The 20,201-nt window shown below is 39.5% G+C and carries 18 protein-coding genes and 2 pseudogenes; 7 read left to right on the forward strand and 13 right to left on the reverse strand.

Features of this window, described 5'->3' with window-relative positions; genetic code table 11:
* Positions 1-95 precede the first annotated feature (95 nt).
* The 4 genes from NOS7524_RS15355 to NOS7524_RS15370 all read left to right on the forward strand — a co-directional run bounded on the left by NOS7524_RS15355 (position 96) and on the right by NOS7524_RS15370 (position 5,779).
* Positions 96-800 (forward strand): helix-turn-helix domain-containing protein, encoded by a 705-nt coding sequence (locus NOS7524_RS15355; RefSeq protein ID WP_235622348.1) that lies wholly within the window; start codon positions 96-98, stop codon positions 798-800.
* Positions 694-3,399 carry an ABC transporter transmembrane domain-containing protein gene (locus NOS7524_RS15360; RefSeq protein ID WP_171815376.1) on the forward strand — a complete coding sequence of 902 codons (2,706 nt, stop codon included), beginning with the start codon at positions 694-696 and terminating at the stop codon, positions 3,397-3,399. The genes NOS7524_RS15355 and NOS7524_RS15360 overlap by 107 nt, the downstream gene beginning before the upstream one ends.
* Before the next feature lie 31 nt (positions 3,400-3,430).
* On the forward strand, positions 3,431-4,954 hold the full coding sequence (locus NOS7524_RS15365) for an HlyD family efflux transporter periplasmic adaptor subunit (RefSeq protein WP_015139396.1): 1,524 nt from the start codon (positions 3,431-3,433) through the stop codon (positions 4,952-4,954).
* A 69-nt stretch (positions 4,955-5,023) separates the two neighbouring features.
* Positions 5,024-5,779: a peptidylprolyl isomerase gene (locus NOS7524_RS15370; RefSeq protein WP_015139397.1), complete on the forward strand. Its 756-nt coding sequence runs from the start codon at positions 5,024-5,026 to the stop codon at positions 5,777-5,779.
* A gap of 190 nt (positions 5,780-5,969) precedes the next feature.
* Here the strand turns inward: NOS7524_RS15370 and NOS7524_RS30070 are convergent, their stop codons facing one another.
* The 10 genes from NOS7524_RS30070 to NOS7524_RS15405 form a co-directional block, all read right to left on the reverse strand.
* Positions 5,970-6,122 carry a hypothetical protein gene (locus tag NOS7524_RS30070; RefSeq protein ID WP_015139398.1) on the reverse strand — a complete coding sequence of 51 codons (153 nt, stop codon included), beginning with the start codon at positions 6,120-6,122 and terminating at the stop codon, positions 5,970-5,972.
* 38 nt (positions 6,123-6,160) lie between these two features.
* A complete protein-coding gene (locus NOS7524_RS30075; protein ID WP_015139399.1) occupies positions 6,161-6,316 on the reverse strand; it encodes a hypothetical protein in 156 nt (51 codons plus the stop codon).
* Positions 6,317-6,859: 543 nt separating this feature from the next.
* A complete protein-coding gene (locus NOS7524_RS15375; RefSeq protein WP_015139400.1) occupies positions 6,860-7,492 on the reverse strand; it encodes a PEP-CTERM sorting domain-containing protein in 633 nt (210 codons plus the stop codon).
* 492 nt (positions 7,493-7,984) lie between these two features.
* Positions 7,985-8,149 (reverse strand): hypothetical protein, encoded by a 165-nt coding sequence (locus tag NOS7524_RS30080; protein ID WP_015139401.1) that lies wholly within the window; start codon positions 8,147-8,149, stop codon positions 7,985-7,987.
* Between the two features lie 24 nt (positions 8,150-8,173).
* The gene (locus tag NOS7524_RS15380; RefSeq protein ID WP_015139402.1) at positions 8,174-9,424 is read right to left on the reverse strand and encodes a nif11-class peptide radical SAM maturase 3; all 1,251 of its coding nucleotides are present in this window, start codon (positions 9,422-9,424) and stop codon (positions 8,174-8,176) included.
* An 87-nt stretch (positions 9,425-9,511) separates the two neighbouring features.
* On the reverse strand, positions 9,512-9,859 hold the full coding sequence (locus NOS7524_RS15385) for a Nif11-like leader peptide family natural product precursor (RefSeq protein ID WP_015139403.1): 348 nt from the start codon (positions 9,857-9,859) through the stop codon (positions 9,512-9,514).
* A gap of 14 nt (positions 9,860-9,873) precedes the next feature.
* On the reverse strand, positions 9,874-10,314 hold the full coding sequence (locus NOS7524_RS15390; protein ID WP_015139404.1) for a hypothetical protein: 441 nt from the start codon (positions 10,312-10,314) through the stop codon (positions 9,874-9,876).
* 38 nt (positions 10,315-10,352) lie between these two features.
* Positions 10,353-10,619: a hypothetical protein gene (locus NOS7524_RS15395; RefSeq protein ID WP_015139405.1), complete on the reverse strand. Its 267-nt coding sequence runs from the start codon at positions 10,617-10,619 to the stop codon at positions 10,353-10,355.
* A gap of 358 nt (positions 10,620-10,977) precedes the next feature.
* Positions 10,978-11,196, reverse strand: a complete 219-nt coding sequence (locus tag NOS7524_RS15400; protein WP_015139406.1) for a hypothetical protein — start codon at positions 11,194-11,196, stop codon at positions 10,978-10,980.
* Positions 11,197-11,649: 453 nt separating this feature from the next.
* On the reverse strand, positions 11,650-13,689 hold the full coding sequence (locus NOS7524_RS15405) for an elongation factor G (RefSeq protein ID WP_015139407.1): 2,040 nt from the start codon (positions 13,687-13,689) through the stop codon (positions 11,650-11,652).
* Between the two features lie 279 nt (positions 13,690-13,968).
* Here NOS7524_RS15405 and NOS7524_RS15410 point away from each other — a divergent pair, with 279 nt between their 5' ends.
* From NOS7524_RS15410 to NOS7524_RS30760, 3 genes and pseudogenes are all read left to right on the forward strand, one after another.
* Positions 13,969-14,895 carry a tetratricopeptide repeat protein gene (locus tag NOS7524_RS15410; protein ID WP_015139408.1) on the forward strand — a complete coding sequence of 309 codons (927 nt, stop codon included), beginning with the start codon at positions 13,969-13,971 and terminating at the stop codon, positions 14,893-14,895.
* A gap of 168 nt (positions 14,896-15,063) precedes the next feature.
* Positions 15,064-15,348 (forward strand): annotated as a pseudogene (locus tag NOS7524_RS15415) (phosphate-starvation-inducible PsiE family protein); the annotation flags it as partial.
* A gap of 129 nt (positions 15,349-15,477) precedes the next feature.
* A pseudogene (locus NOS7524_RS30760) lies at positions 15,478-15,735 on the forward strand (phosphate-starvation-inducible PsiE family protein); the annotation flags it as partial.
* A gap of 37 nt (positions 15,736-15,772) precedes the next feature.
* On the opposite strand, the gene NOS7524_RS15420 reads toward NOS7524_RS30760, so the two are convergent.
* The 3 genes from NOS7524_RS15420 to NOS7524_RS15430 form a co-directional block, all read right to left on the reverse strand.
* Entirely contained in the window at positions 15,773-16,144 is a 372-nt protein-coding gene (locus tag NOS7524_RS15420) for a hypothetical protein (protein ID WP_015139409.1), read from the reverse strand.
* Positions 16,145-16,232: 88 nt separating this feature from the next.
* A complete protein-coding gene (locus tag NOS7524_RS15425; protein ID WP_041555343.1) occupies positions 16,233-16,496 on the reverse strand; it encodes a hypothetical protein in 264 nt (87 codons plus the stop codon).
* 256 nt (positions 16,497-16,752) lie between these two features.
* Positions 16,753-20,028, reverse strand: a complete 3,276-nt coding sequence (locus NOS7524_RS15430; RefSeq protein WP_015139411.1) for an alkaline phosphatase D family protein — start codon at positions 20,026-20,028, stop codon at positions 16,753-16,755.
* Positions 20,029-20,201: the final 173 nt, after the last annotated feature.

Consider the following 20,201-nt stretch of genomic DNA (forward strand, 5'->3'; position numbering starts at 1 on the left):
TGGCTGTGTTTTGCTTAAACATAAGTCACATTTTGAGATGCTTACTGTTCAGTTAGTGTGTTAATTTCCCGTTTATGTCTCAATATCAATCGACAATGCAATCGAAAGTTGCAGACACTCACACTGGTAAATTTTTAACGCCCTTTCAACGTAGGCTTCTGCAAAAAAACTTACAAGAAGATTTACCGGAGTCTTATCGCCAGCGTATTGAAATCATGCTGCTAGCAGACCAAGGAAAATCACAAACTGCTATTTGTCAAATCTTGGGCTGTTGTCCAGCGACAGCTAGACATTGGATGCACATAGCCCGGACTGGTATGGCGCATCAATGGCAAGATTGTCCTATAGGTCGTCCTAAAGCAGTTAATGAGAAATATTTAGAGCGTTTGCAAGAATTAATTAGTCATAGTCCCCGTGATTATGGTTATTCTTTTAGGCGTTGGACAGCCAATTGGTTGCAGAAACATTTGGCGAAAGAATTAGGGATTGAAATTAGCGATCGCCATATCAAAAGACTACTCAAACAGATGGGGTTATCCACTCGTCAGAAAACCGATCAAACCCAAGTTACAGCAGTACAAAATCATAGTAATTCCAGCATATTGATTCACGACCTGAAATCCGAAGAAATCCCCGAAAGTAACGGATTTATATCTTTCAATTTAGCCCAATTAGGTACGGAGTCAGAAATTCATGGTGCAAAAACTATCCGATCAGTTGATTTCACTAGAACAGTTGCACAATGTTTTGGGTTATTCTCTACCACCAGCAGAATTTCAACGCTGCTACCCCAAGTTTAAATTTCTTAACCCAAAAGTCGGGAAGTTTTGGACAGGAAAGAATGTTGATCCTGGAATATATATTGCGATCGCTGGTAAGGTACGTTTACTAGATGAGGCTGGAGAGTTAATTACCACTTTGGAAGTTGGGGAATCATTTGGAGAATTTACCCTGTTTCCAGAGAAGAAATTGCCGCCTTATGGGGCGAGGGCGAGTGTTAATTTGCAACTATGCTTTATTCCCGGTGATGTGATGGCATCATGGATGAAGCAGTATCCCCAAATTGCAGAACATTTGTTAGCCAAGGCGCAAGCCCGCAATTTATTATTGGGGAACTCTCCTCAGACAACGGAAACCAAGACTGATTACCCATCAATACCAGTTACAGAGTCAAAACCGAAGAAAATCAGCAAAGCCTACTTTCCCCATCCCACCCAGAAAGTAGGCCATTTATTACAAAAGGTGACTCGTCGTTATCCATTTTTTGCCCAACAAAGCGCATCAGATTGCGGTGCAGCTTGCTTAGTCATGGTGTCCCGCTATTGGGGGAAACGGTTTAGTGTCAATCGCTTGCGAGATATCGCCAATGTTGATCGCAATGGCGCATCATTGCGGGGTTTATCGGCGGCGGCGGAAAGTCTTGGCTTTGCTACACGACCGGTTAAAGCCAGCTTAGATCAATTAGCAAAACAAAATTTACCTGCGATCGCCCACTGGGAAGGTAAACATTATATTGTTGTCTATGAAATAACTTCTAAACACGTCATCGTCGCCGATCCTGGTATCGGTCAACGCACCCTCACCCACCAAGAATTTAAAGCAGACTGGACTGGTTACACACTACTACTACAACCAACAGTTTTCTTAAAGGATTCTAAAGAAGCAACAACACCATTCTGGCAATTCTTTGAATTAATCAAACCTCATGGCTTAGTCATGCTAGAGGTTTTTATTGCTTCTTTATTCATCCAAATATTTGGATTAATTACTCCCTTATTCACCCAATTAATCTTAGACCGAGTAGTAGTACAACGTTCAGAACTCACTCTATTTGCTGTGGGGTTAGGATTGCTGATTTTCAGTTTATTTCGTGTAGCAATGACGGGTTTAAGGCAGTATCTCCTAGACCACACAGCACAAAAAATAGATGTAGCTTTAATAGTGGCATTTATTCGCCATACTCTCCGCCTACCCTTGAGTTTTTTTGAATCACGTTATGTGGGAGATATTATCTCCCGTGTCCAAGAAAACCGTAAAATTCAACGCTTTCTTTCCGGTGAAGCTTCATCTATACTGCTAGATTTACTCACGGTTTTTGTCTATGTGGGATTGATGTTTTGGTATAGTTGGAAAATGGCATTATTAGTATTAGTAATTGTGCCACCTTTCTTTATACTGGCATTAATTGCCACCCCATTTTTACGCAGAATATCTAGAGAAATTTTCAATGCCTATGCCAACGAAAGCAGTTATCTAATTGAAGTTCTTTCTGGTGTGCGAACCGTTAAATCCACAGCAGTAGAACAGACAGTACGTTGGCATTGGGAAGACTTATTAAATAAAGAAGTCAAAACCAGCTTTTCTGGACAAATTATTGGCAACCGCTTACAAATTTTTAGCAACACCATTCAAGCCATTATCAGCACAGCCCTGCTATGGTTTGGAGCGCATCAGGTAATTCATAATCAGTTAACTATTGGTCAATTGGTAGCCTTCAATATGCTACTTGGTAATATTATTACCCCCTTTCAAAGATTAATAGTTTTATGGAATGAGTTACAGGAAGTGACAATAGCAGTGGAACGCATTAATGATGTGTTAGATGCAGAGCCAGAAGAAGATTTACAATATCAAGCACGTCAAGGTTTACCACAAATTAAAGGTCACATTCGCTTTGATAATGTGACCTTTCGCTATCATCCAGAAAGTGATATCAATATTTTAGAAAATCTCACTTTTGAAATTAAACCAGGGCAAATGGTTGCTTTAGTGGGACGTAGTGGTTCAGGTAAAACCACAATTTCTAAATTAGTTTTGGGTTTGTATCAACCTACTGATGGCAAGATATTTATTGATGGACAAGATATTACCGGTATTTCTTTAGCTTCCTTACGTCAACAAGTGGGAGTAGTTGACCAAGATACCTTTCTCTTTGGCGGCACAATTAGAGACAATATTAGCTTAGGTAATCCAGGTGTAACCTTAGACACAGTAATTGAAGCAGGTCGATTAGCTGGTGCTGATGAATTTATTAAAAAGTTACCTCTAGGCTATGAAACTCAAATTGGTGAAGGTGGAGGAATGTTATCTGGTGGACAACGCCAACGGATAGCTATTGCTAGAGCATTATTAGGTGATCCAAAATTGCTAATTTTAGATGAAGCTACTTCCCATTTAGATGCAGAGTCAGAAAGAATTATTCAGCGAAATTTTAACACAATTCTCAACAGTAGAACTACCTTAGTAATTGCTCATCGTCTCTCTACTGTACGTAATGCAGATTTAATTTTAGTTCTCGATAGAGGCATATTAATTGAACAGGGAACTCATGATGAGTTAATGAGCAAGAGGGGTCATTATTTTTATCTCAATCAACAGCAATTAGACGCTGGAATTTAAAGTCAAACAATAGTACAAGTCACTCATAGTCATGCCAAACATATTGAATGGATTTGTTCCTCCTCCAGTACATGAAGAGATACTTCATGAGCAACCACACACATTACAAAAGCCTCCTACATCAACTGATGATTGGTCTAACGTCACCAAAGAATTACTTGATAGCTTACCGCAAACTTGGACAAGAGGACTGCTGTATTTTTTAGTAATCTTTATCTCTATTGCTTTGCCTTGGGCAATGTTTTCTCAAGTGGATGAAACTGGTACTGCTAGAGGCAGATTAGAACCTGAAGGTAAAACAGTGAGATTAGATGCTGCTGTAGCGGGTACTGTGGAAAAGATTCTGGTGAAAGAAGGGGAATCAGTTAAGGCAGGACAGACTTTATTATCGTTGGAGTCCGAATTAGTTAATACAGAATTACGGCAAGCACAAACTAAGTTAGAAGCACAATTAAATCAGCTATCACAGCTAAATTTATTGAAAAATCAATTAGTCTTAGCTTGGACGATTCAGCGTCAACAAAATCAAGCCCAAGAGTTAGAAAAACAAGCTCAAATTGATCAGGAAAAACAAAACCTAAAAACTATTATTAATTCAAATAATTTTCAAGAAGAGGAAAAATTAGCTCAGGTTAATCAGGCACGCAAAGCTTTAGAACATAGCCGCATCAGTCATAATCTAGTAGAGATTAGTTTAAATAGCGCCCAAAGAGAAGTAGAACGTTACAAGCAAGCTTGGCAGGAAGGAATAGTGCCAGAGATTAATCTTGTAGACAAGCAAGATATAGCTAAAGAAAGAAAAAAATTACTAGAACAAACAAAATCAGATATTGAGCAGTCAAAATTAAGGCTAGCAGAACAACAAAATAGTTATGAAAGAACTATCAGGCAAGCTAAAGCAAACATTGAGCAGTCACAGTTACGAATTCAAGAGAAAGAACGTAGCTACCAGAGTTTGAATCATGCCGGAAAGTTGGCCGTTCTCAGAAGTGAAGAACAACTCAAGAATTTGGATAGAGAAATTACTCTCCTGAAAGCAGAAATATCTCAAAATAAGAGTCAAATCGCAGCATTAAAATTCCAGTTAAGCCAAAGAGAACTTAAAGCTCCTGTAGATGGTACAGTATTTCAATTACCTATTCAAAGGGCTGGCTCTGTGGTGCAACCAGGAGCAATGATAGCGGAAATTGCACCTATCAATTCCCCTCTAGTAATTAAAGCCCAAATGGCAACTACTGAGAGTGGTTCTTTGAAAACAGGATTACCCGTAAAACTTAAGTTTGATGCCTATCCTTTTCAGGATTATGGAGTAATCGAAGGCAAATTATTAGAGATGTCACCTACCACCTTTGAGGTAGATACACCTAACGGTAGAGTAGCAGCATATCAATTAGATATTGCTCTCAATCAGCATTGTATGCCTACAGCTAATCAGTGTATTCCTCTACGTCCCGGAGATACTGCAACGGCAGAAGTCGTTGTGCGACAACGCCGGATTATAGATTTTCTTCTAGATCCATTTAAGAAGTTAAAAACAGGTGGTTTAGAACTATAGATTTTCAGACTAATTGCGATGAAATCAGAGACTTTTGCAAATGTATATTCTTATTAAGAGGAAAGTTCAATGGTACAGACTATTAAGATAACTCAAGAAGATATTATCGAGCAAATCAGAATATCTTGCAAAATACCTGAGATTACTAAAGAGATTATTAGCCGTAAAATTATTGAAAATACTGCAAGGGAGTTAGGTGTTCAAGTTGAAGTAGAAGAACTCCAGAAAACAGCAGATCAATTACGGGTAGCTAACAAACTCACCAGTGCTGATGCTACTTGGGCATGGCTAGAAAAGCATAATCTTTCTCTAGACGAGTTTGAAAAAATTGTTTATATCAGCCTAATATCTGGAAAGTTAGCAGATCATTTGTTTGCTGATAAAGTAGAACCTTACTTTTTTGAGCATCAGCTAGACTATACTGCTGTAGTGATGTATGAAGTTATCTTAGATGATGAAGACTTAGCATGGGAACTCTTCTATGCTGTAAAGGAAGGTGAGATGAGCTTCTATGATGTTGCTCATAAATATGTCAAAGCTACAGAGTTGCGGCGCTCTGGTGGATATCGGGGGATACTGAAACGCAAGGATTTAAAGCCAGAAATTTCTGCGGCTGTTTTTGCAGTTCATCCTCCGCAAATTCTTAAGCCAATAACTGGTTCTCAGGGATTTCATCTAATTTTAGTCGAAGAAATTATCCAAGCACAATTAGATACTAAATTACGACATCAAATTATGTTTGAATTATTTACTGAGTGGTTGAAACATCAAACTGGGAAAATTGAAATTGACACATATTTTCAATCCATTGATCATACGAGTTGATAAATTATGTCTTTTTAGCGTATATCTGTTTTCATTTTAACTAATAAAAAGCCTCCTTGTGTTGCATAAGGAGGCTTTTCAAGTTATCGAATGTTCTTCAAACTATTTCCTAACTCCTACTGAATTTTAGATAAACTATATCTAAAATTCAGTAACACAGGACTTGAAATAGTAATTTCAACTATGTTTACTAACTTCTCTCTAGCTTACGTTGTGCTTGAGAAATCATTGCACCAATTGTTACACCTATCCAAAACCAACCACCACGGATAGCTTCAATTTCATTTTCGTTTACATCAGTGATGTAATCTTCATTCAAATCTTTAATGGAAATGACAGCCATGTTGATACCTCTTATGACAAAGACTGATTGATTATTAATTATGAATTAGCCCAACGATCAAACGCGTAGCCTACTGCTGCTCCGAGTATTAGGAGACAAACAGGGCAACCACCCTTAACTTCGTTGATTTCATCATTACTTAAATCAATAACAGAGATTTGAGTATTTAAGTCTTCAATTCTGATGGTAGACATTTCTTATCACTCCTGAATTTGAAAAAGGTTACTTGTGGAATATTTTTTTGTTTTGCAATCCACGATATATATGATGAAATTTAATTCATATTAAGTCAATATTTTTGAGGCTAAATCTATGCACTTAAATAATACATTTATGTCATAGTTTAAAACTTAAAATTTTAACTATGTGTAAACAAAAGCAACACCAATTGTGAATTAAAAGTGACTTTCCATTGATAAAGATATTTCAGCACAATAACTTATATTAAACAGTTAAAATTTGAAGTGAGTTAATGACAAAAATGATCTAGTTATGTCAATTTTTGTTATAAAAAATAATATTAATATTTAATTTATAAAAAAATAAAATAGAGTGCATCAATTATGCACTCTATTCTTGAATTAATTTATCTCTATTATCTTTGAGCTAAGTTCTCTTTTGAGAAACAGATGAAGTAGGTAGTTTTGTCAGATGGGTGATGCGGACAATTCACTCAAGCTCTGATTTTTCCTCTTTCGACTTCTTCATACTACGATTATTGAGAATGGTGCAAGATATCAAGCTCTCTTGTTATCTGACTTAAATTTTCTGAAATAGTTACCTAACCCCATAGCTACAAGTGAACCAAAGAAAGTAGAAGGTTCAGGAACAGATGCCACAGGAACCGAGCCGAAATAAACACCACCTACTACTAAAGGCCCATTATCTCCTGGTACTGATGGTCTGAGATCAGGTTGGGTGATAAACTGGACGACAAAGCGATCGCCTGCTGGGATTACCCCTCCTGCAAGGTCAATTCTGGGAGCGCGTAATCCTTGGAACGTAAACCCTTGAGCAATATTAACATTAGTAAAAATGTTAGAAAAACCTATCTGACCATCACTATTGACATCTCCCCAGATCACATCATCTGCAAGACTATCAAAATCAGGTAGCAAAACCAGAGAAAATTGATCTATATCTAATCCTGTACTGTTTAAAAAGTTTTGTTCACCAGTAGTATCAGGAGCATTCCAAAACGTTAATTGTCCTGGTGGTAAACCGAATGGAATTTCTACTCCGGTGGGAAAGCTTAGGTTAGGTGTTGTCACTATTGGCTCTACTAAGATAGCAGCAGTAGCAGGAGCTAAAGCAAGGAAACATCCTCCTACTGCACCTGATATTAAAATCCCTATGTTTTTAGGTTTCATAATTGTTATAAGAATGTGACTACACCTGGATTTTTATTTTGCTACGTCAGTCTTATTGTAGTTTTACATAAACTTGGATAAACTATATATCTTTTTATGGTGTTTTGGAACAATAAATAAAATATTTATGTCACAAGTTTGCGGAATTATTTTAATACTAAAATATAAACCTTACTTTACTTTTAGTTAACCAAAATGTTGTATTGAGTTTTAATTATTCTTAAAAGATGAAATAATCATGTTTATTTAACGTAAATTACAATGTATTGTGATGTTTAAGCCCCCAATCTCTGGAGAAAATTAGGGGTTGTTTGAAAAGTGGTTGGCTGTGATTTTAGAGACTTATTGATCCTCCCTAGCTTAAAAAAGGGGGAAACCCTCTTAAAGTTCTCTTTGGGGGATTTAGGGGGATCTAAAATGTTTTGTTACCAATAAGAGGACTTTTAAAACATCCTCTTAGGGGTCTGAGTTCTCATTAATTTTCTAGGATTACTATATCTTCTGCAATCCTGCTGCTTCTTCTATCCTATCTAAAGCTTTCTTCGCTTTAAAAAGTAGTCTCAGATAAGCTATTTGACTATTCCAAGCTGAACGGGGTAACAGGATTTGCGGAGAATCTACTTGATTTTGATCAGAAATATTAGAGTTAGTATCCATAAAATTCTTTTGTGATCCAACAGATTAACTAATTAAGCTTGCTAGTTCTGGTTTTTCCTGCCAACTTTCTGACCACTGAATCTTATCGGCAGTAAAATGCAATGGATCATTTTCTGGCCAAGGTGCATCAATTGCTTCTTCAATTAGACCAAATTCACCATTGTCAAAGGGCTGTCCATCGGCTCGACGCTGAAGAAACACTCGTTCTCGAATACCGTGTTTAGCTTGAGTTAAAGCGCGATGATGACAATAGGGATTATTACCGCGTTTATCAAAAAAGACGTGGGCAGTCCAACTGCAACCACCCCGACACAGTTCAGCAAATTCACAAGTTTTGCAGAAACCCCATAAATGGGCTGTACCTTTGGGTGTATCTGCATCTAAATTAAACCGCAGTTCTTCTGTCTCTTCAATGATGGTTCGCAGCGAGTAGTCACGGATATTACCGCCAGTGTAAGCTGATGTTGGTAAGGAAGGACAACCTTTAATTGCACCATCAGCTTCAATACCTAATGTTGATAGCCCAGCATTGCATCCTTGCCAAAATGACCAAGCAGTTCTACCGCGCAATAATCGCTCATAGGGGCCAAAGTAGCCGATGTTATTCCCTGGCTGTACCTGCACTCCTTCTTGGTGTGCGCGTTGAGCAACACGGGCAATCATCGGATACACATCTAAAAGTTCATAAGGTTGCAGCAGAATTTCACTATTATCGGCAGCATTGCCCATTGGTACAGTTAATTGCAGTTGCCAAGCAAACACACCCGCGTCACGGATATGTTCGTAGATGCTGGGGAATTCTGGTGCAGAGAGGCGATTGATTTGGGTATTGCAACCGAAGGGAATACCGACTTCCTTGAGGTGACTCATGGTTTTAAAAGCCCATTGCCACGAACCTTGTCTTCCCCGGAGTCTATCGTGAGTTGCTTCTAAGCCATCCACAGAAACAGACACTACCTTAATTCCCGCCTCTTTCATGCGGCGTGCTGTTTCTAAGGTGATGCCATAGCCACCGGTAGTCATACCGCAGTGCATTCCAGCTTGATTAATAGCTTGGGCAATTTCTAACCAATCTGGACGCAGAAAAGCTTCACCGCCAATGAGAGTAACTTCGGTAATGCCCACATCTGCCATTTGTTTGACTAAATCCAGGGCTTCTTGGGTGGAAAGTTCCTTTGCTCTTGTATGCCCTGCACGGGAACCACAATGCTGACAAGCAAGGTTACACTTTAATGTGATTTCCCAAACAGCATAGCTAATTCTGCGATCGCTCATGAAGCATTACCCCTATTCAAATTATGGAAATAGGGACGGTTACTTTGTTATCCGTCCCAAAAAATTAAAATGCTAGTTGGAAATTTTCTAGAACCGTTCGCTAATTACCACACCATACATAGGTTGAGCAGCAATTGGAGGCCATTCAATCACCCCATACAATGGCTGAATGCGGATTTTATCAATTAATCTAGAAGCACCACCAAATACAGCTTCTAATTCTTGTGCATTTAAATCTCTGAGTTCACCCTCACCAGCAGCTGACTCTAACAATTGAGTTGTATATTCTTCAAACTCTGCTGGGGTAAAATCAAAACCAGCAGCTTTTACTACTTGACTACACTCATCTTTGCTTTCAATTTGTTGCATTTGGGTGCGGAAAGCTTCATCATTAGCAAGTCTTTCATAGAAAGCTCTAACGTTTTCAAAAGCCATAGTTTTCTCCTGAGTTAAGTGGTTATTTCAGTTAGGGCAACTGTTTGTATTAATTGAGATGGGCTGTAATTGTCTGTGATAATTTGTGGACAACGCATACAAGCTGCTTTACCCTCTTGTTGCCACCAACGGCAATCTCTGCGTATAGAGCAAGGGGGCAATTCTTCTACTACAGCAGGTAAGTTGTCAGCCACACGAGTGGCTAAACGGCAATCTTGTCCATTAAAGTGCTGACAACCTTTTTCGACACAGGGGGCGGCGGTGCGAAAAATTTCCGTTGGTGTCGCTGGGCTAGCTTTTGCTAACAGTTCATCTGTAACAGGTAGTGGCTGTTTCAGATAATTTACGCGTGCTTCTGTGACATTACCACCAATCACACCAAAGACTACGCTTCCTGCTATTTCTGGTCTAGCACTAGGACAAAGTGTAGTTTTTTCGGCAGGAGTTTCTGCCATGATTTGAAGCTCCAGGAAGGTGATGTTTGCAGCAAAATTTAGGACTTGAAGTAATCTGGTGGTGCGATCAGCCCTACGGTAATATAGCCTAGAGTAGTAGGAGGCCAAATAGGTTTATAACCTGCGATCGCAATCGATTTAATAGATGTAATCTGACCCCCTGCAATGTTTCCAGCTTCATCATCAGATAAAGCTGCCTCGACATCTAGATTTTGGTTTCTACGTGCCAGTGCATGATTCACTGCATCGTCAATTAAATTATTAATTTCAATTTGAATGTTTGAGCTTTTCTGATGTTTTTCCATTGTGATTACCTAGCTAATGCTGAATTAAGACTATGGATTCACTTATGATTCTAAAAGAAAGTAAAATTATCAAAACATCAACAAAAATTTTACATGAGACAGAAATAAACTATTTATGTCACTAGATGAAACCGTAACAATTTAAATACTTGTCAGCTATAAATACAAAGTATTGTTTCATTAACTTTGTTATTCTAATTAATGAAACATTTATGTCCCAAAAATATTTGTATTTACTCAAAACTTATAGTTTTTTAATTGGAGATTAAAATAATCTAACCCTAGCTATTACTGACTAGGGTTAAATGGATGAATAGGCAATCACGCTACTCAATGAAAACAAATTACTAAAATAGTCTTAGATGCTATCATCGGATGCAATAATAGCACCACCCGCACCAATTAAAGCAGCACCTATACCCACTGGAGTTGTGAAGGCTCCAGCTACTATCAATGCAGCGCCAATTAGCACTTTCAACCAACCACCGCCATTAATATCAAGCATTTCTGAGTCGCTGAGATCATGCAAAAGTTCAGAATCAGATGGGTTTAGGTCAGCAATTTGAATACGAGCCATTGGATACATCCTATTTAAAGTTGTTTTACTGGAAATTAGATTTTGAATTTCGCTTCCAGCTAAGTTAAATAATCAATGATTTAACTTATTTTGACAATTCTTATATATTGTTTAAAAGTGACAAAAAAAATACAGTTAATAACTTAATTATCTGCGAAAAATTATTAGGACTTACGCGACTGGCATATTTCGTAAGGTGCGTCAGATTTAAGTTTTTCGTTATTCTCAAAAGATTTTTGGCATCTGACGCACCTTACAAGATAGGTTGAGTGTGACACCTGCACAATTCCTAACTATGATATTTTTCTTCAAACTAAAACAGTTATGTCCCGAAAATATTGCTGAAGAATCTGTGCTTTGTATTCATTCTGCAACTTTCTTATACAAAAATTGGAGTGACAATTACAGCCACTCCAAGATGATGAATTATAGGAGATGTTTCCTATATGAAAATTACTTGCTGTTACCACCATTACCGTTGCTAGCAAGAACGCGTTCAGCCAGTTTTTCTGGGACTTCTTGCAGGTGATCATATTCCCAGTGGAAAGAACCAACACCGAGGGTGAGCGATCGCAGCTCTACAATAAAGTTCTGCATCTCGGCTTGTGGTAAGTAAGCAGAAATACCATCCCAACCTTGCCAGTCTTGTCTGCCTTCATAGCCTAAAATCTGACCCCTTCTACCACTCAACAGTTGCAGTACCTTAGAGGTAAATTCGCTGGGTGTGGTCACTTGTACCCGCAAAATTGGTTCTAGGAGGGTAGGTTGCGCCTGGGGTATACCTGTTTGCATCGCTAACCGCGCAGCTTGTTTAAAGGCTTGTTCGGAACTATCAACGGTGTGATATGAACCATTAGTAAGTGTCACCGCCACATCTACAATTGGGAAACCCAAAGGCCCGTGGGAGAGGAACTCCCGCACACCCATTTCTACACCGGGAATGTACTGTCTAGGAACTACCCCACCAACAATAGTTTCCTTGAAGTTAAAGCCTTCACCCCGTGGTAGGGGTTGAATATCTAGGAAAACATCCCCAAATTGGCCATGACCACCGCTTTGGTGCTTGTAGCGTCCATGTACTGAGTTTACAGGTTTGCGAATGGTTTCTTTATAAGGGACTTGTGGCAGATGGGTAGACATGGGCAAGTTATATTTGCGGCGCAGTCTATCCAAAGCAACTTGCAAATGAATTTCACCTTGTCCCCAGAGAATAACTTCGTGGGTGTCGCCGTGCTGTTCCCAAGCTAAGGAGGGATCTTCTTCCAATAACTTAGTAATAGCCGCGCTCAATTTCACTTCATCGTTGCGCTTTTCTGGCGTAATGGCCAGGGCATACACTGGTTCTAACTGTTCAGCTTTCGGTAGTGCCATCGGCTGTTCTGTAGAAATGATATCCCCTGTTTTAATACCTTCTAATCGGCTCAAGGCCACGATTTCACCAGCGCCAACTTCATTGACTGACTGCTGTTGTTGTCCCATGAGGCGATAAATTCCACCAGCACGCACACCGTTGAGGACAATACCATCGGTTAATTTGCCTTGCCAAACCCGCACGAGGGAGAGTTTACCACCTTGGGGAGTGTAATAGGTTTTCAATACCTGGGCTATCGGTGTATTGCTGGCTTTACTACCTTTGAGGCGGCGTTCTACGGTGGCTTCTGGCGCTGGTGCTTCCCGTAGCAGTGCATCTAATAAGGGTCTAACACCATAATCTTGTTCAGCTATGCCAAAGAAAACGGGGACTACTAAATCAGCCCCTAATTCCATTTTTAAATCTGTGAGGATTTCTTCTTGGGGTGGTTCGATGTCTTCTAAAAGTTCTTCGAGTAAATGATCATCAAAATCTGCTAAAGCTTCGAGCATTTCGGCTCTGGCTGTATGTTCTTCTGCTTTTAAATGTTCGGGGAAGGGAATTGGATCAGCTGGTGCGCCTGGATGATATTGATAGGCTTGTTCGCTCACCATGTCAATAAAGCCAGTCAGCTGTTCCCCTGTCATAATGGGGTATTGATGCGCTACTAATGGACGACTAGAAACAGCTTTGAGGGCGTGTAATGTTTCGAGTACATGAATATTAGCCCGATCCATTTTATTTACAAAGACCAGATGGGGAATTTCCCAGTCGTCTAGGAATTTAAATAGCGGCGCAAGAGTGAGGACACGATCGCGTATAGGTTCACAGACTACAATTGCTGCATCAACCCCGATTAAAGCGTTGTAAGTTTCTTGGGCAAATTCCACACTGCCGGGACAGTCGATAAAGGTAAAGCGAGTCTCACTATACTCTGTACTAGCGGTACTCACTTCTACACTCATCCGGCGATCGCGTGCTTCAGCTGCACTATCTCCGATTGTGTTACCATCCTTAACGCTGCCTTTGCGAGAAATCGCTCCTGTGACAAATAACAAACTTTCTAATAATGTTGTTTTTCCACTTAAATAAGGGCCGACAATGGCAACATTCCGCGAACCTGATATGACTTTTTCGCTCATAAAACCTCCTTTGCAGTAAGTCTCTCTTACCGCATAGCCCTGTGTTTTACAGGGGATGAATAATTGTTCTCTTGCTGGAGAATTATCACCCCTTTAACTTGTAATTATCCTCTCTTTAACTAAAGGCAAAAAAAATTGTAGCCTGTCGTAAGATTTACCTTAAGAAAGGTTAAGCAAAACTAACTTTAATGCCAAAAATAAAAGTTTTGTTAAAACCTAACTTTTAATAAAACTTTTTATGAATAACGGTGACAACAATTAGTTTGAGTCAATATATCAATGAATTTATCTATCTATAACTATCGTTTTGTTGGGATGCTGGGTTTAACATTACTATGGGGGAGTATGCTGCCAGTATCAGCAAAATCTCCTACCCCCCTATCTCCACTCCCTATTCAACTAGCACAGTCTAGTGTACCAACAGCTACAAGCTTTTTAAATCAAGGCTTACAAGCAATTCAAGCTGGGAGAGTACCAGATGCGATCGCAGCTTTTCAAAGTGCTACTCAGTTAGATCCTAACTTAGCCGCAGCCCATTACAATTTAGGTCTAGCACTGCGACAAACTGGACAATTACAACCAGCCGCTAACGCCTTTTATCGCGCTACCCAAGCTGATCCTAATTTTGCCCTCGCCTTTGCCAATTTAGGGGGAGCATTGTTAGAAGGTAATAATTTCCAACAGGCTAGTGAATATTTACAACGCGCTTTAGAACTCAATCCCCAATTAGGTTTTGCTCACTATAACTTAGGATTAGTCAGACAACAGCAACAAAATTGGGAAGCAGCGATCGCTGCTTTTAAACAAGCAGTCATATATAGTAACAATGCCCCAGAGCCTCATTATCATTTAGGTCTATGTTATTTGCAGCAAGGTAAAATTAAGCAAGCTCAAGCAGCATTTACACAAGCTATCAAAATTAATCCTAAATATCCAGATGCTCACTACAATTTAGGTGTAATTTCATTTAATCAAGGTAAACTTCCAGAAGCTTTAGCCTCCTTTAGAAAATCAGCAGAAGCCAATCCTAATTATCCTCATGCTTATTATGGTGCAGGGTTAGTCTTTATGCAGTTAAAACAGCATGGAGAAGCTGCAAAAGTATTCAACTTTGCCAAAAATTTGTATAATTCCCAAGGCAACCCTCAATGGGCAAGCAAGGCTGAACAATTGTTGCAACAAGTACAAAAATTGCATCAACAATAGTCAATATTGAACAGTTAATCAATTATAAAAATGATAGCTATTAATAAATAATAACTGTAGAATGGCGAATTTTGCTGATGAAATCAATTTTAATATTTAAGTGGAATAAAAATGCAGGATAGATTCACTAGGGTGGTCTGAAATGACCTTATAGAAACGGAAATGTACATGAAAAAGCGCGTCAAGAGCCGATTTTTATTTTGCGATCGCTGGCTAGATCGTCATGCCATAGTCCGTAATATGGAAGCTTTCCAAGACTTACTTGTAATTGTCTTATGTTTAGCTTTGTTTGCTGTTATGGTTATACAGTTGTGGGGAATATTTATTGCTATTACGCAACTAATAAACTATAAACAAATCACAGCAAAACTACTTTTTGTTTTAATTTTAGTCGAGTTATTTCGCCTATTAATGGTCTACTTGCAAGAGCATAGTATTTCAGTAGGAGTAAGTAAGTCGGTGGGAAAAAACACAACTATGTTAAGAAAAATAAACTAGGCTCAAACCCTCTTCCCTCCTGCCTCCTGCCTCCTGCCTCCTGCCTTGCCATAGCGATAATTTTTAACACTGAGCTACTTAGCTGTAGAAGTAGCAATTGTTTCTGTATTGCGAGAAGTAGTTGTTCACGGAGTATTAGACATTTCTGGGGTGCAAACAGCAGCAATTTGCGGGTTGTTATTCATCTTGGGTGCTTTACTAATAGTGTGTGCAAAAACCCCACATATGGATTGTATAAGTGCTAATACAAAGTTATGTCCGACTATTTATCAAGGAGGGAGAGACACAGAAAGTGAACTAGAATTTCGTTGTTCACAGAATTATGAAGACACTCAACTATGAAGAAACCCCAGACTTCAATCTGGGGTTTTGGGTATGTCTACAAGCCGACTAGCTCCCGTGATTCAAAATCAGTAAGTTGTCGAGCGATCGCTAATCGTGCTTCTAATTTAGCCACACTAAATTGGTTACGCAGATATTCTACATGAGCGATCGCATTGGCTTTTTCCGCAGTTAAGCGAATAAACGTGTCCATTGCTTTTTGATATTCCTGATTCACCAACAGGACTTCAGAGCGCCGAGCCTTGCGTTGAGCATCGTTCTTCAAATCCATCTCAAAGGCGGCAACACGATCAGCATTACCTTCAAATCGATTAATTTGCTGCTGCACTGCCATCAACTGCGAGTCTATTTCATTCGCCCGTTGAGCAGCCTGTGCGATCGCATCTGGATAATGACTCAGTTGCATCATTAAATAGTCTTCCTCAGCCCAAACTGGCTGTATAATTGAAATATCAGCGTCAACAAGCTCAAAGTTGGCAATTTCCGTGATGAATTAATTAAGCTACTTCCCGCAGTTGGGTTGTGATACTTACCTCTGGTAATGGCAAAGCTAATTGTTCTGTTTGAGGTACAGCAGCTTGTTCTAACACCTGAACTTCGATATTTACACTCACTAAATAACTGCCTGTATCAGCACCCACTGCTTCAGCTATTAACTTAGCCATGTCTGGACGCTTTGCAGTTAATGGATCTCTGAGGATGCACCGATCCCATTCATGTTTGGCAGTGGGGTTGAGATTGAGAATGTAATGCTTAATCATCTGACTATACCCTTGAATCCCTCTTCCAGAAGACCGTGACATAGCTGTTCTTTGGCTGTACTAAGCTTTGTTGACGCTATATCTATTATAGTACATTTGTACTAAATTGGGAATAGGGAACTGCGGTATTGGGAGACAAGTTTGATCTGTACCCCTCCCAATACGGTATCGTTGTGAAATAATGTATTGAATTTAGTAGGCGTAATTTCTCATGGACAATTTGAGTTTTATCACGCCACGACCACAAACAAGTAAATTACACACCGGAGAAATTTATTTTAACAATTATATCGTTGTAATCTAAATCGCCACCGTTAGGTAAGTCTTCAAACCCAAAGGTATTATCTCCTAGTAAACGGATATGATCAACACCATCTGAGTTAACTCCCAAGTAGGGGAAATAGACTTGCGGGTCATTATTGGGATTGCTATCGGTTAGTTGCGATCGCGTACCATTGACAATAATCATCGGTGCTAAAATACTACCGCCTGCAATTGTCGCTTTACCAGTTTGTGTTCCCTGGTTGGCAACAGCAAACCTAACTACCTCACCAGTCAAAGCATCTCTGACAAGATTATTCAAAGCCGCTTGGATATAATCTCTCACACTACTAGTATTGGGGTTAATATTACCAATCAACCCATCAACATTGTTAACGTTGTAAAAGTAAACTTCATTATTAAATGCAGCTTCCCGAAAAATAGAAAAATCTGCATTGACTAAACCCGATACATCACGCAAATCAATTAACTCTGAGGGGTTGGCGATTTGTAATTTAGTACCAATGACTGGTGAAATGGGGGTTCTCTCTAAACTTAAGACCATTTGTTCACCACCCCAAGCCAGACTCCACTTATTATCACCCAAACTGGTAGTCTGTAATTGTGATAAGTTACCGCTACCAAAGTTAGAACCTAAGGTGACACGACTAGCAGGAATCCTACCCCTGACTACACCATCGGTAGTGCCATTATTAATTAAGTAGAAGACTAAGCGATCGCCTGCTTTGGTGTTAATAATCCGGTTGCTATTCGCATTACTAAAACCATTGGGTAAGTTAGTAATTGCGGAAAGCAAAACCTGAGATTGTCGCAAAGCCGCTTGAATATAAGCATCTCCAGCCCCAGGCGTTAAAAGATTACCATTGACATCAGTAATTGTCCCGACATCATCCCTGACTACAAAAAAACCAACCTCGTTAACTGTGTTCGCTCTGACCCCAGTAAGTTGTATTTTTAAATTGCTGTCAGCAGAGACATTGAGAATATTATTGTTATTGAATTCTAGTGGTACTAAAGGTGGGCGTGGAGGTGGTAAGGGATTACGGAATTGAGGATTAACTACAAACTTACTGACAACCTTGGGAGATAAGTTAGGAATGGTATTGATATTTAACTCCTCTTCAGAGTAAGAATTAATACCGTACGTAGTTACAGTTAAGGCTTGCGTTGTCGGGTTAACATCAAATTCTGTCCAACCGTAGGTATGACCAACAAAATAATCGCCCTCAAGCAAAGTAGCATTAATTAAACCCTCAGCCTGTGACAAATTCTGATTTAAACCCAAGGGGTCAAAACCCAAAGCAGCCAGATTATTATTAATAGCCTGTTTGACGAAGTCATCCTGATCATTAGGCTGATCATCTAAATCAGGGGCGATGGGTAAGGAATTATACAAATTTCTTTGGGCTGCATCATTCAGCCAAAATCTTTCGGCTAACAACTTACCTGTAGGTGGGTCGAAAGCCACAGCACCAGTGGTAATTTCCCACGCCCTAGTAGCAATTTGTGTTCCTTGTGGTTGTTCTTGGTAAGTCAGGTTGTTGACGAAAGTTCCGTGAACATCCGCCGCCACAAACACCACATTGTCAATATTGTTTTCTTGGATAAACCTGAGTAATTCTGTGCGTTCCTTACCGTAGCCCTCATAACTGTCTACCGCCACGCCAGGAAAAATATTCTGGATGGGTTGAGGAGTCATCACAAACTTCCAAGTGATACCCCCAGCTTGGGCTGCTAACAAATCTCGCTTTAAGTCCGCCAGTTGTACACTACCCAACAAAGTGCGATTTTGAGTTAAAGACTCATTGAGGACACGGTTAATTTCGTTGGGGTTGTTGATATCACTAGGGGGTTGTAGTGCTTTATCCCGAAAGGAACGCCCATCTAAGACAAAGACAGCCGCATCACTACCGTATGTATTGTAGCGATATAGTTTACGCTCATTGTTAAAGCGATCGCTGCCTACATTCCCATAAAACTCATCCCGTAGCGGATTATACTCTTGGAAAGCTTGCAAGCCATTTTCATAAAGTGGCGTGTCATTGATGAAACCACTACTTACACCAAAGCGGGGGTCAGTTGACGCATCAGCCCCACCAGCAAAATCATTGATAACTTCGTTGTCGTCAATAGTAGCTAAAATGGCAGTAGATGCACGTAAGTCAGCCCAAGTATTCCGTCCTAAGCGCGTACTATAAACTTCGTTATGCTTGGCCCGATACTCATCAATGGTTTCGGCTTGACTCTTGCGGCTACCATCAGGATTAAGAACGGCATCAGAACCAACATCTGCATAAATCGTATCACCATGAGCCACAAAAAAGGCTAAATCCCTTTCAGGGACATTACTAATAGCCGGATAGGGGGCTAGTTCTCCCCGCCAGTCCCCAGCCACGCCAAACCGCAGACCTGTACGACTTCCCAAGGTTGCAGCCGTTTGGAATTGACCAACAGCCGACACACCCACAGCATCGGTAACTCGATAGTAGTATTTAGTACCCGGATTTAGACCAGAGATATCTACTTTTACAGGTACATTAATGTTAGTCACCGTTGCCGTTTTCACCCCGGCAATAGTATTAAAATTGCGGTCGGTAGAATATTCAAAGGTCACTTGACCAAGGAATGTACTCCGCGCCCACAACACACTAGATGTTTGCGTTGTGTCTCCGCTAGCAATACCATTAGCCAAACCAAGAATATTATTTTGAATAATTGCTAACTCTCTACCGTTAGCACTAATTAAAGTATCGTTTTGTTGTTTGGTAAAAGTTAGACCACTTAATTGTTTAATGCCGTCTACATCTACCAGTAATTCATCTTCTGACGGATTAAAATCAGTAATTATATTGGGAATTTCTAAAAATTCAACATTGGCTAACCAAAATATATCTTCACCCGCGCCACCTGTAAAAGTATTCCCTCCCAAACCGGCGTAAATTACGTCATTACCCGCATCACCAAATACTCTGTCATTGCGGTCAGGAAAAATTTCATCATCACCATCTCCACCCGATAAATTATTATTACCATTACCATCAGAGTAAAGAAAATCATTGCCTTGTCCACCTAAAGCTAAATCATCAGTTTTAGCAAATATTTCATCATCACCAACACCACCATCAAGGGTGTTATTTCCTAACCCAGTAACGCCATCAATAATATCATTATCTTCTAACCCCAGTAGGGTTTGACCACTTCCTGTTGCCAGTAATTCATCCTTGCCAGCAGTACCGTTAATAGTTGTCATCTTTGGATTAAAAAAAATTAACTAAAGTGAATATTAAAATATTGCAGAAAAAATCACTAAATTACTACAGATTTTTGCGAATAAATATGAGTCCAAAAAGACTCATATTTATTGATGAATAAAAGAGTTAAACATTGACACCAACAACAAGATTTATTGTGGGATAAATATAT

This window comes from Nostoc sp. PCC 7524 (genome assembly GCF_000316645.1).
In the GTDB taxonomy this organism is placed as follows: domain Bacteria; phylum Cyanobacteriota; class Cyanobacteriia; order Cyanobacteriales; family Nostocaceae; genus Trichormus.

What these genes read in the sequence shown, in the direction of transcription:
- NOS7524_RS15355 (WP_235622348.1), top strand. Translation starts at nt 96, where the DNA reads ATGCAATCGAAAGTTGCAGACACTCACACTGGTAAATTTTTAACGCCC.
- NOS7524_RS15360 (WP_171815376.1), top strand. Translation starts at nt 694, where the DNA reads ATGGTGCAAAAACTATCCGATCAGTTGATTTCACTAGAACAGTTGCAC.
- NOS7524_RS15365 (WP_015139396.1), top strand. Translation starts at nt 3,431, where the DNA reads ATGCCAAACATATTGAATGGATTTGTTCCTCCTCCAGTACATGAAGAG.
- NOS7524_RS15370 (WP_015139397.1), top strand. Translation starts at nt 5,024, where the DNA reads ATGGTACAGACTATTAAGATAACTCAAGAAGATATTATCGAGCAAATC.
- NOS7524_RS30070 (WP_015139398.1), bottom strand. Translation starts at nt 6,122, where the DNA reads ATGGCTGTCATTTCCATTAAAGATTTGAATGAAGATTACATCACTGAT.
- NOS7524_RS30075 (WP_015139399.1), bottom strand. Translation starts at nt 6,316, where the DNA reads ATGTCTACCATCAGAATTGAAGACTTAAATACTCAAATCTCTGTTATT.
- NOS7524_RS15375 (WP_015139400.1), bottom strand. Translation starts at nt 7,492, where the DNA reads ATGAAACCTAAAAACATAGGGATTTTAATATCAGGTGCAGTAGGAGGA.
- NOS7524_RS30080 (WP_015139401.1), bottom strand. Translation starts at nt 8,149, where the DNA reads ATGGATACTAACTCTAATATTTCTGATCAAAATCAAGTAGATTCTCCG.
- NOS7524_RS15380 (WP_015139402.1), bottom strand. Translation starts at nt 9,424, where the DNA reads ATGAGCGATCGCAGAATTAGCTATGCTGTTTGGGAAATCACATTAAAG.
- NOS7524_RS15385 (WP_015139403.1), bottom strand. Translation starts at nt 9,859, where the DNA reads ATGGCTTTTGAAAACGTTAGAGCTTTCTATGAAAGACTTGCTAATGAT.
- NOS7524_RS15390 (WP_015139404.1), bottom strand. Translation starts at nt 10,314, where the DNA reads ATGGCAGAAACTCCTGCCGAAAAAACTACACTTTGTCCTAGTGCTAGA.
- NOS7524_RS15395 (WP_015139405.1), bottom strand. Translation starts at nt 10,619, where the DNA reads ATGGAAAAACATCAGAAAAGCTCAAACATTCAAATTGAAATTAATAAT.
- NOS7524_RS15400 (WP_015139406.1), bottom strand. Translation starts at nt 11,196, where the DNA reads ATGGCTCGTATTCAAATTGCTGACCTAAACCCATCTGATTCTGAACTT.
- NOS7524_RS15405 (WP_015139407.1), bottom strand. Translation starts at nt 13,689, where the DNA reads ATGAGCGAAAAAGTCATATCAGGTTCGCGGAATGTTGCCATTGTCGGC.
- NOS7524_RS15410 (WP_015139408.1), top strand. Translation starts at nt 13,969, where the DNA reads ATGAATTTATCTATCTATAACTATCGTTTTGTTGGGATGCTGGGTTTA.
- NOS7524_RS15420 (WP_015139409.1), bottom strand. Translation starts at nt 16,144, where the DNA reads ATGATGCAACTGAGTCATTATCCAGATGCGATCGCACAGGCTGCTCAA.
- NOS7524_RS15425 (WP_041555343.1), bottom strand. Translation starts at nt 16,496, where the DNA reads ATGATTAAGCATTACATTCTCAATCTCAACCCCACTGCCAAACATGAA.
- NOS7524_RS15430 (WP_015139411.1), bottom strand. Translation starts at nt 20,028, where the DNA reads ATGACAACTATTAACGGTACTGCTGGCAAGGATGAATTACTGGCAACA.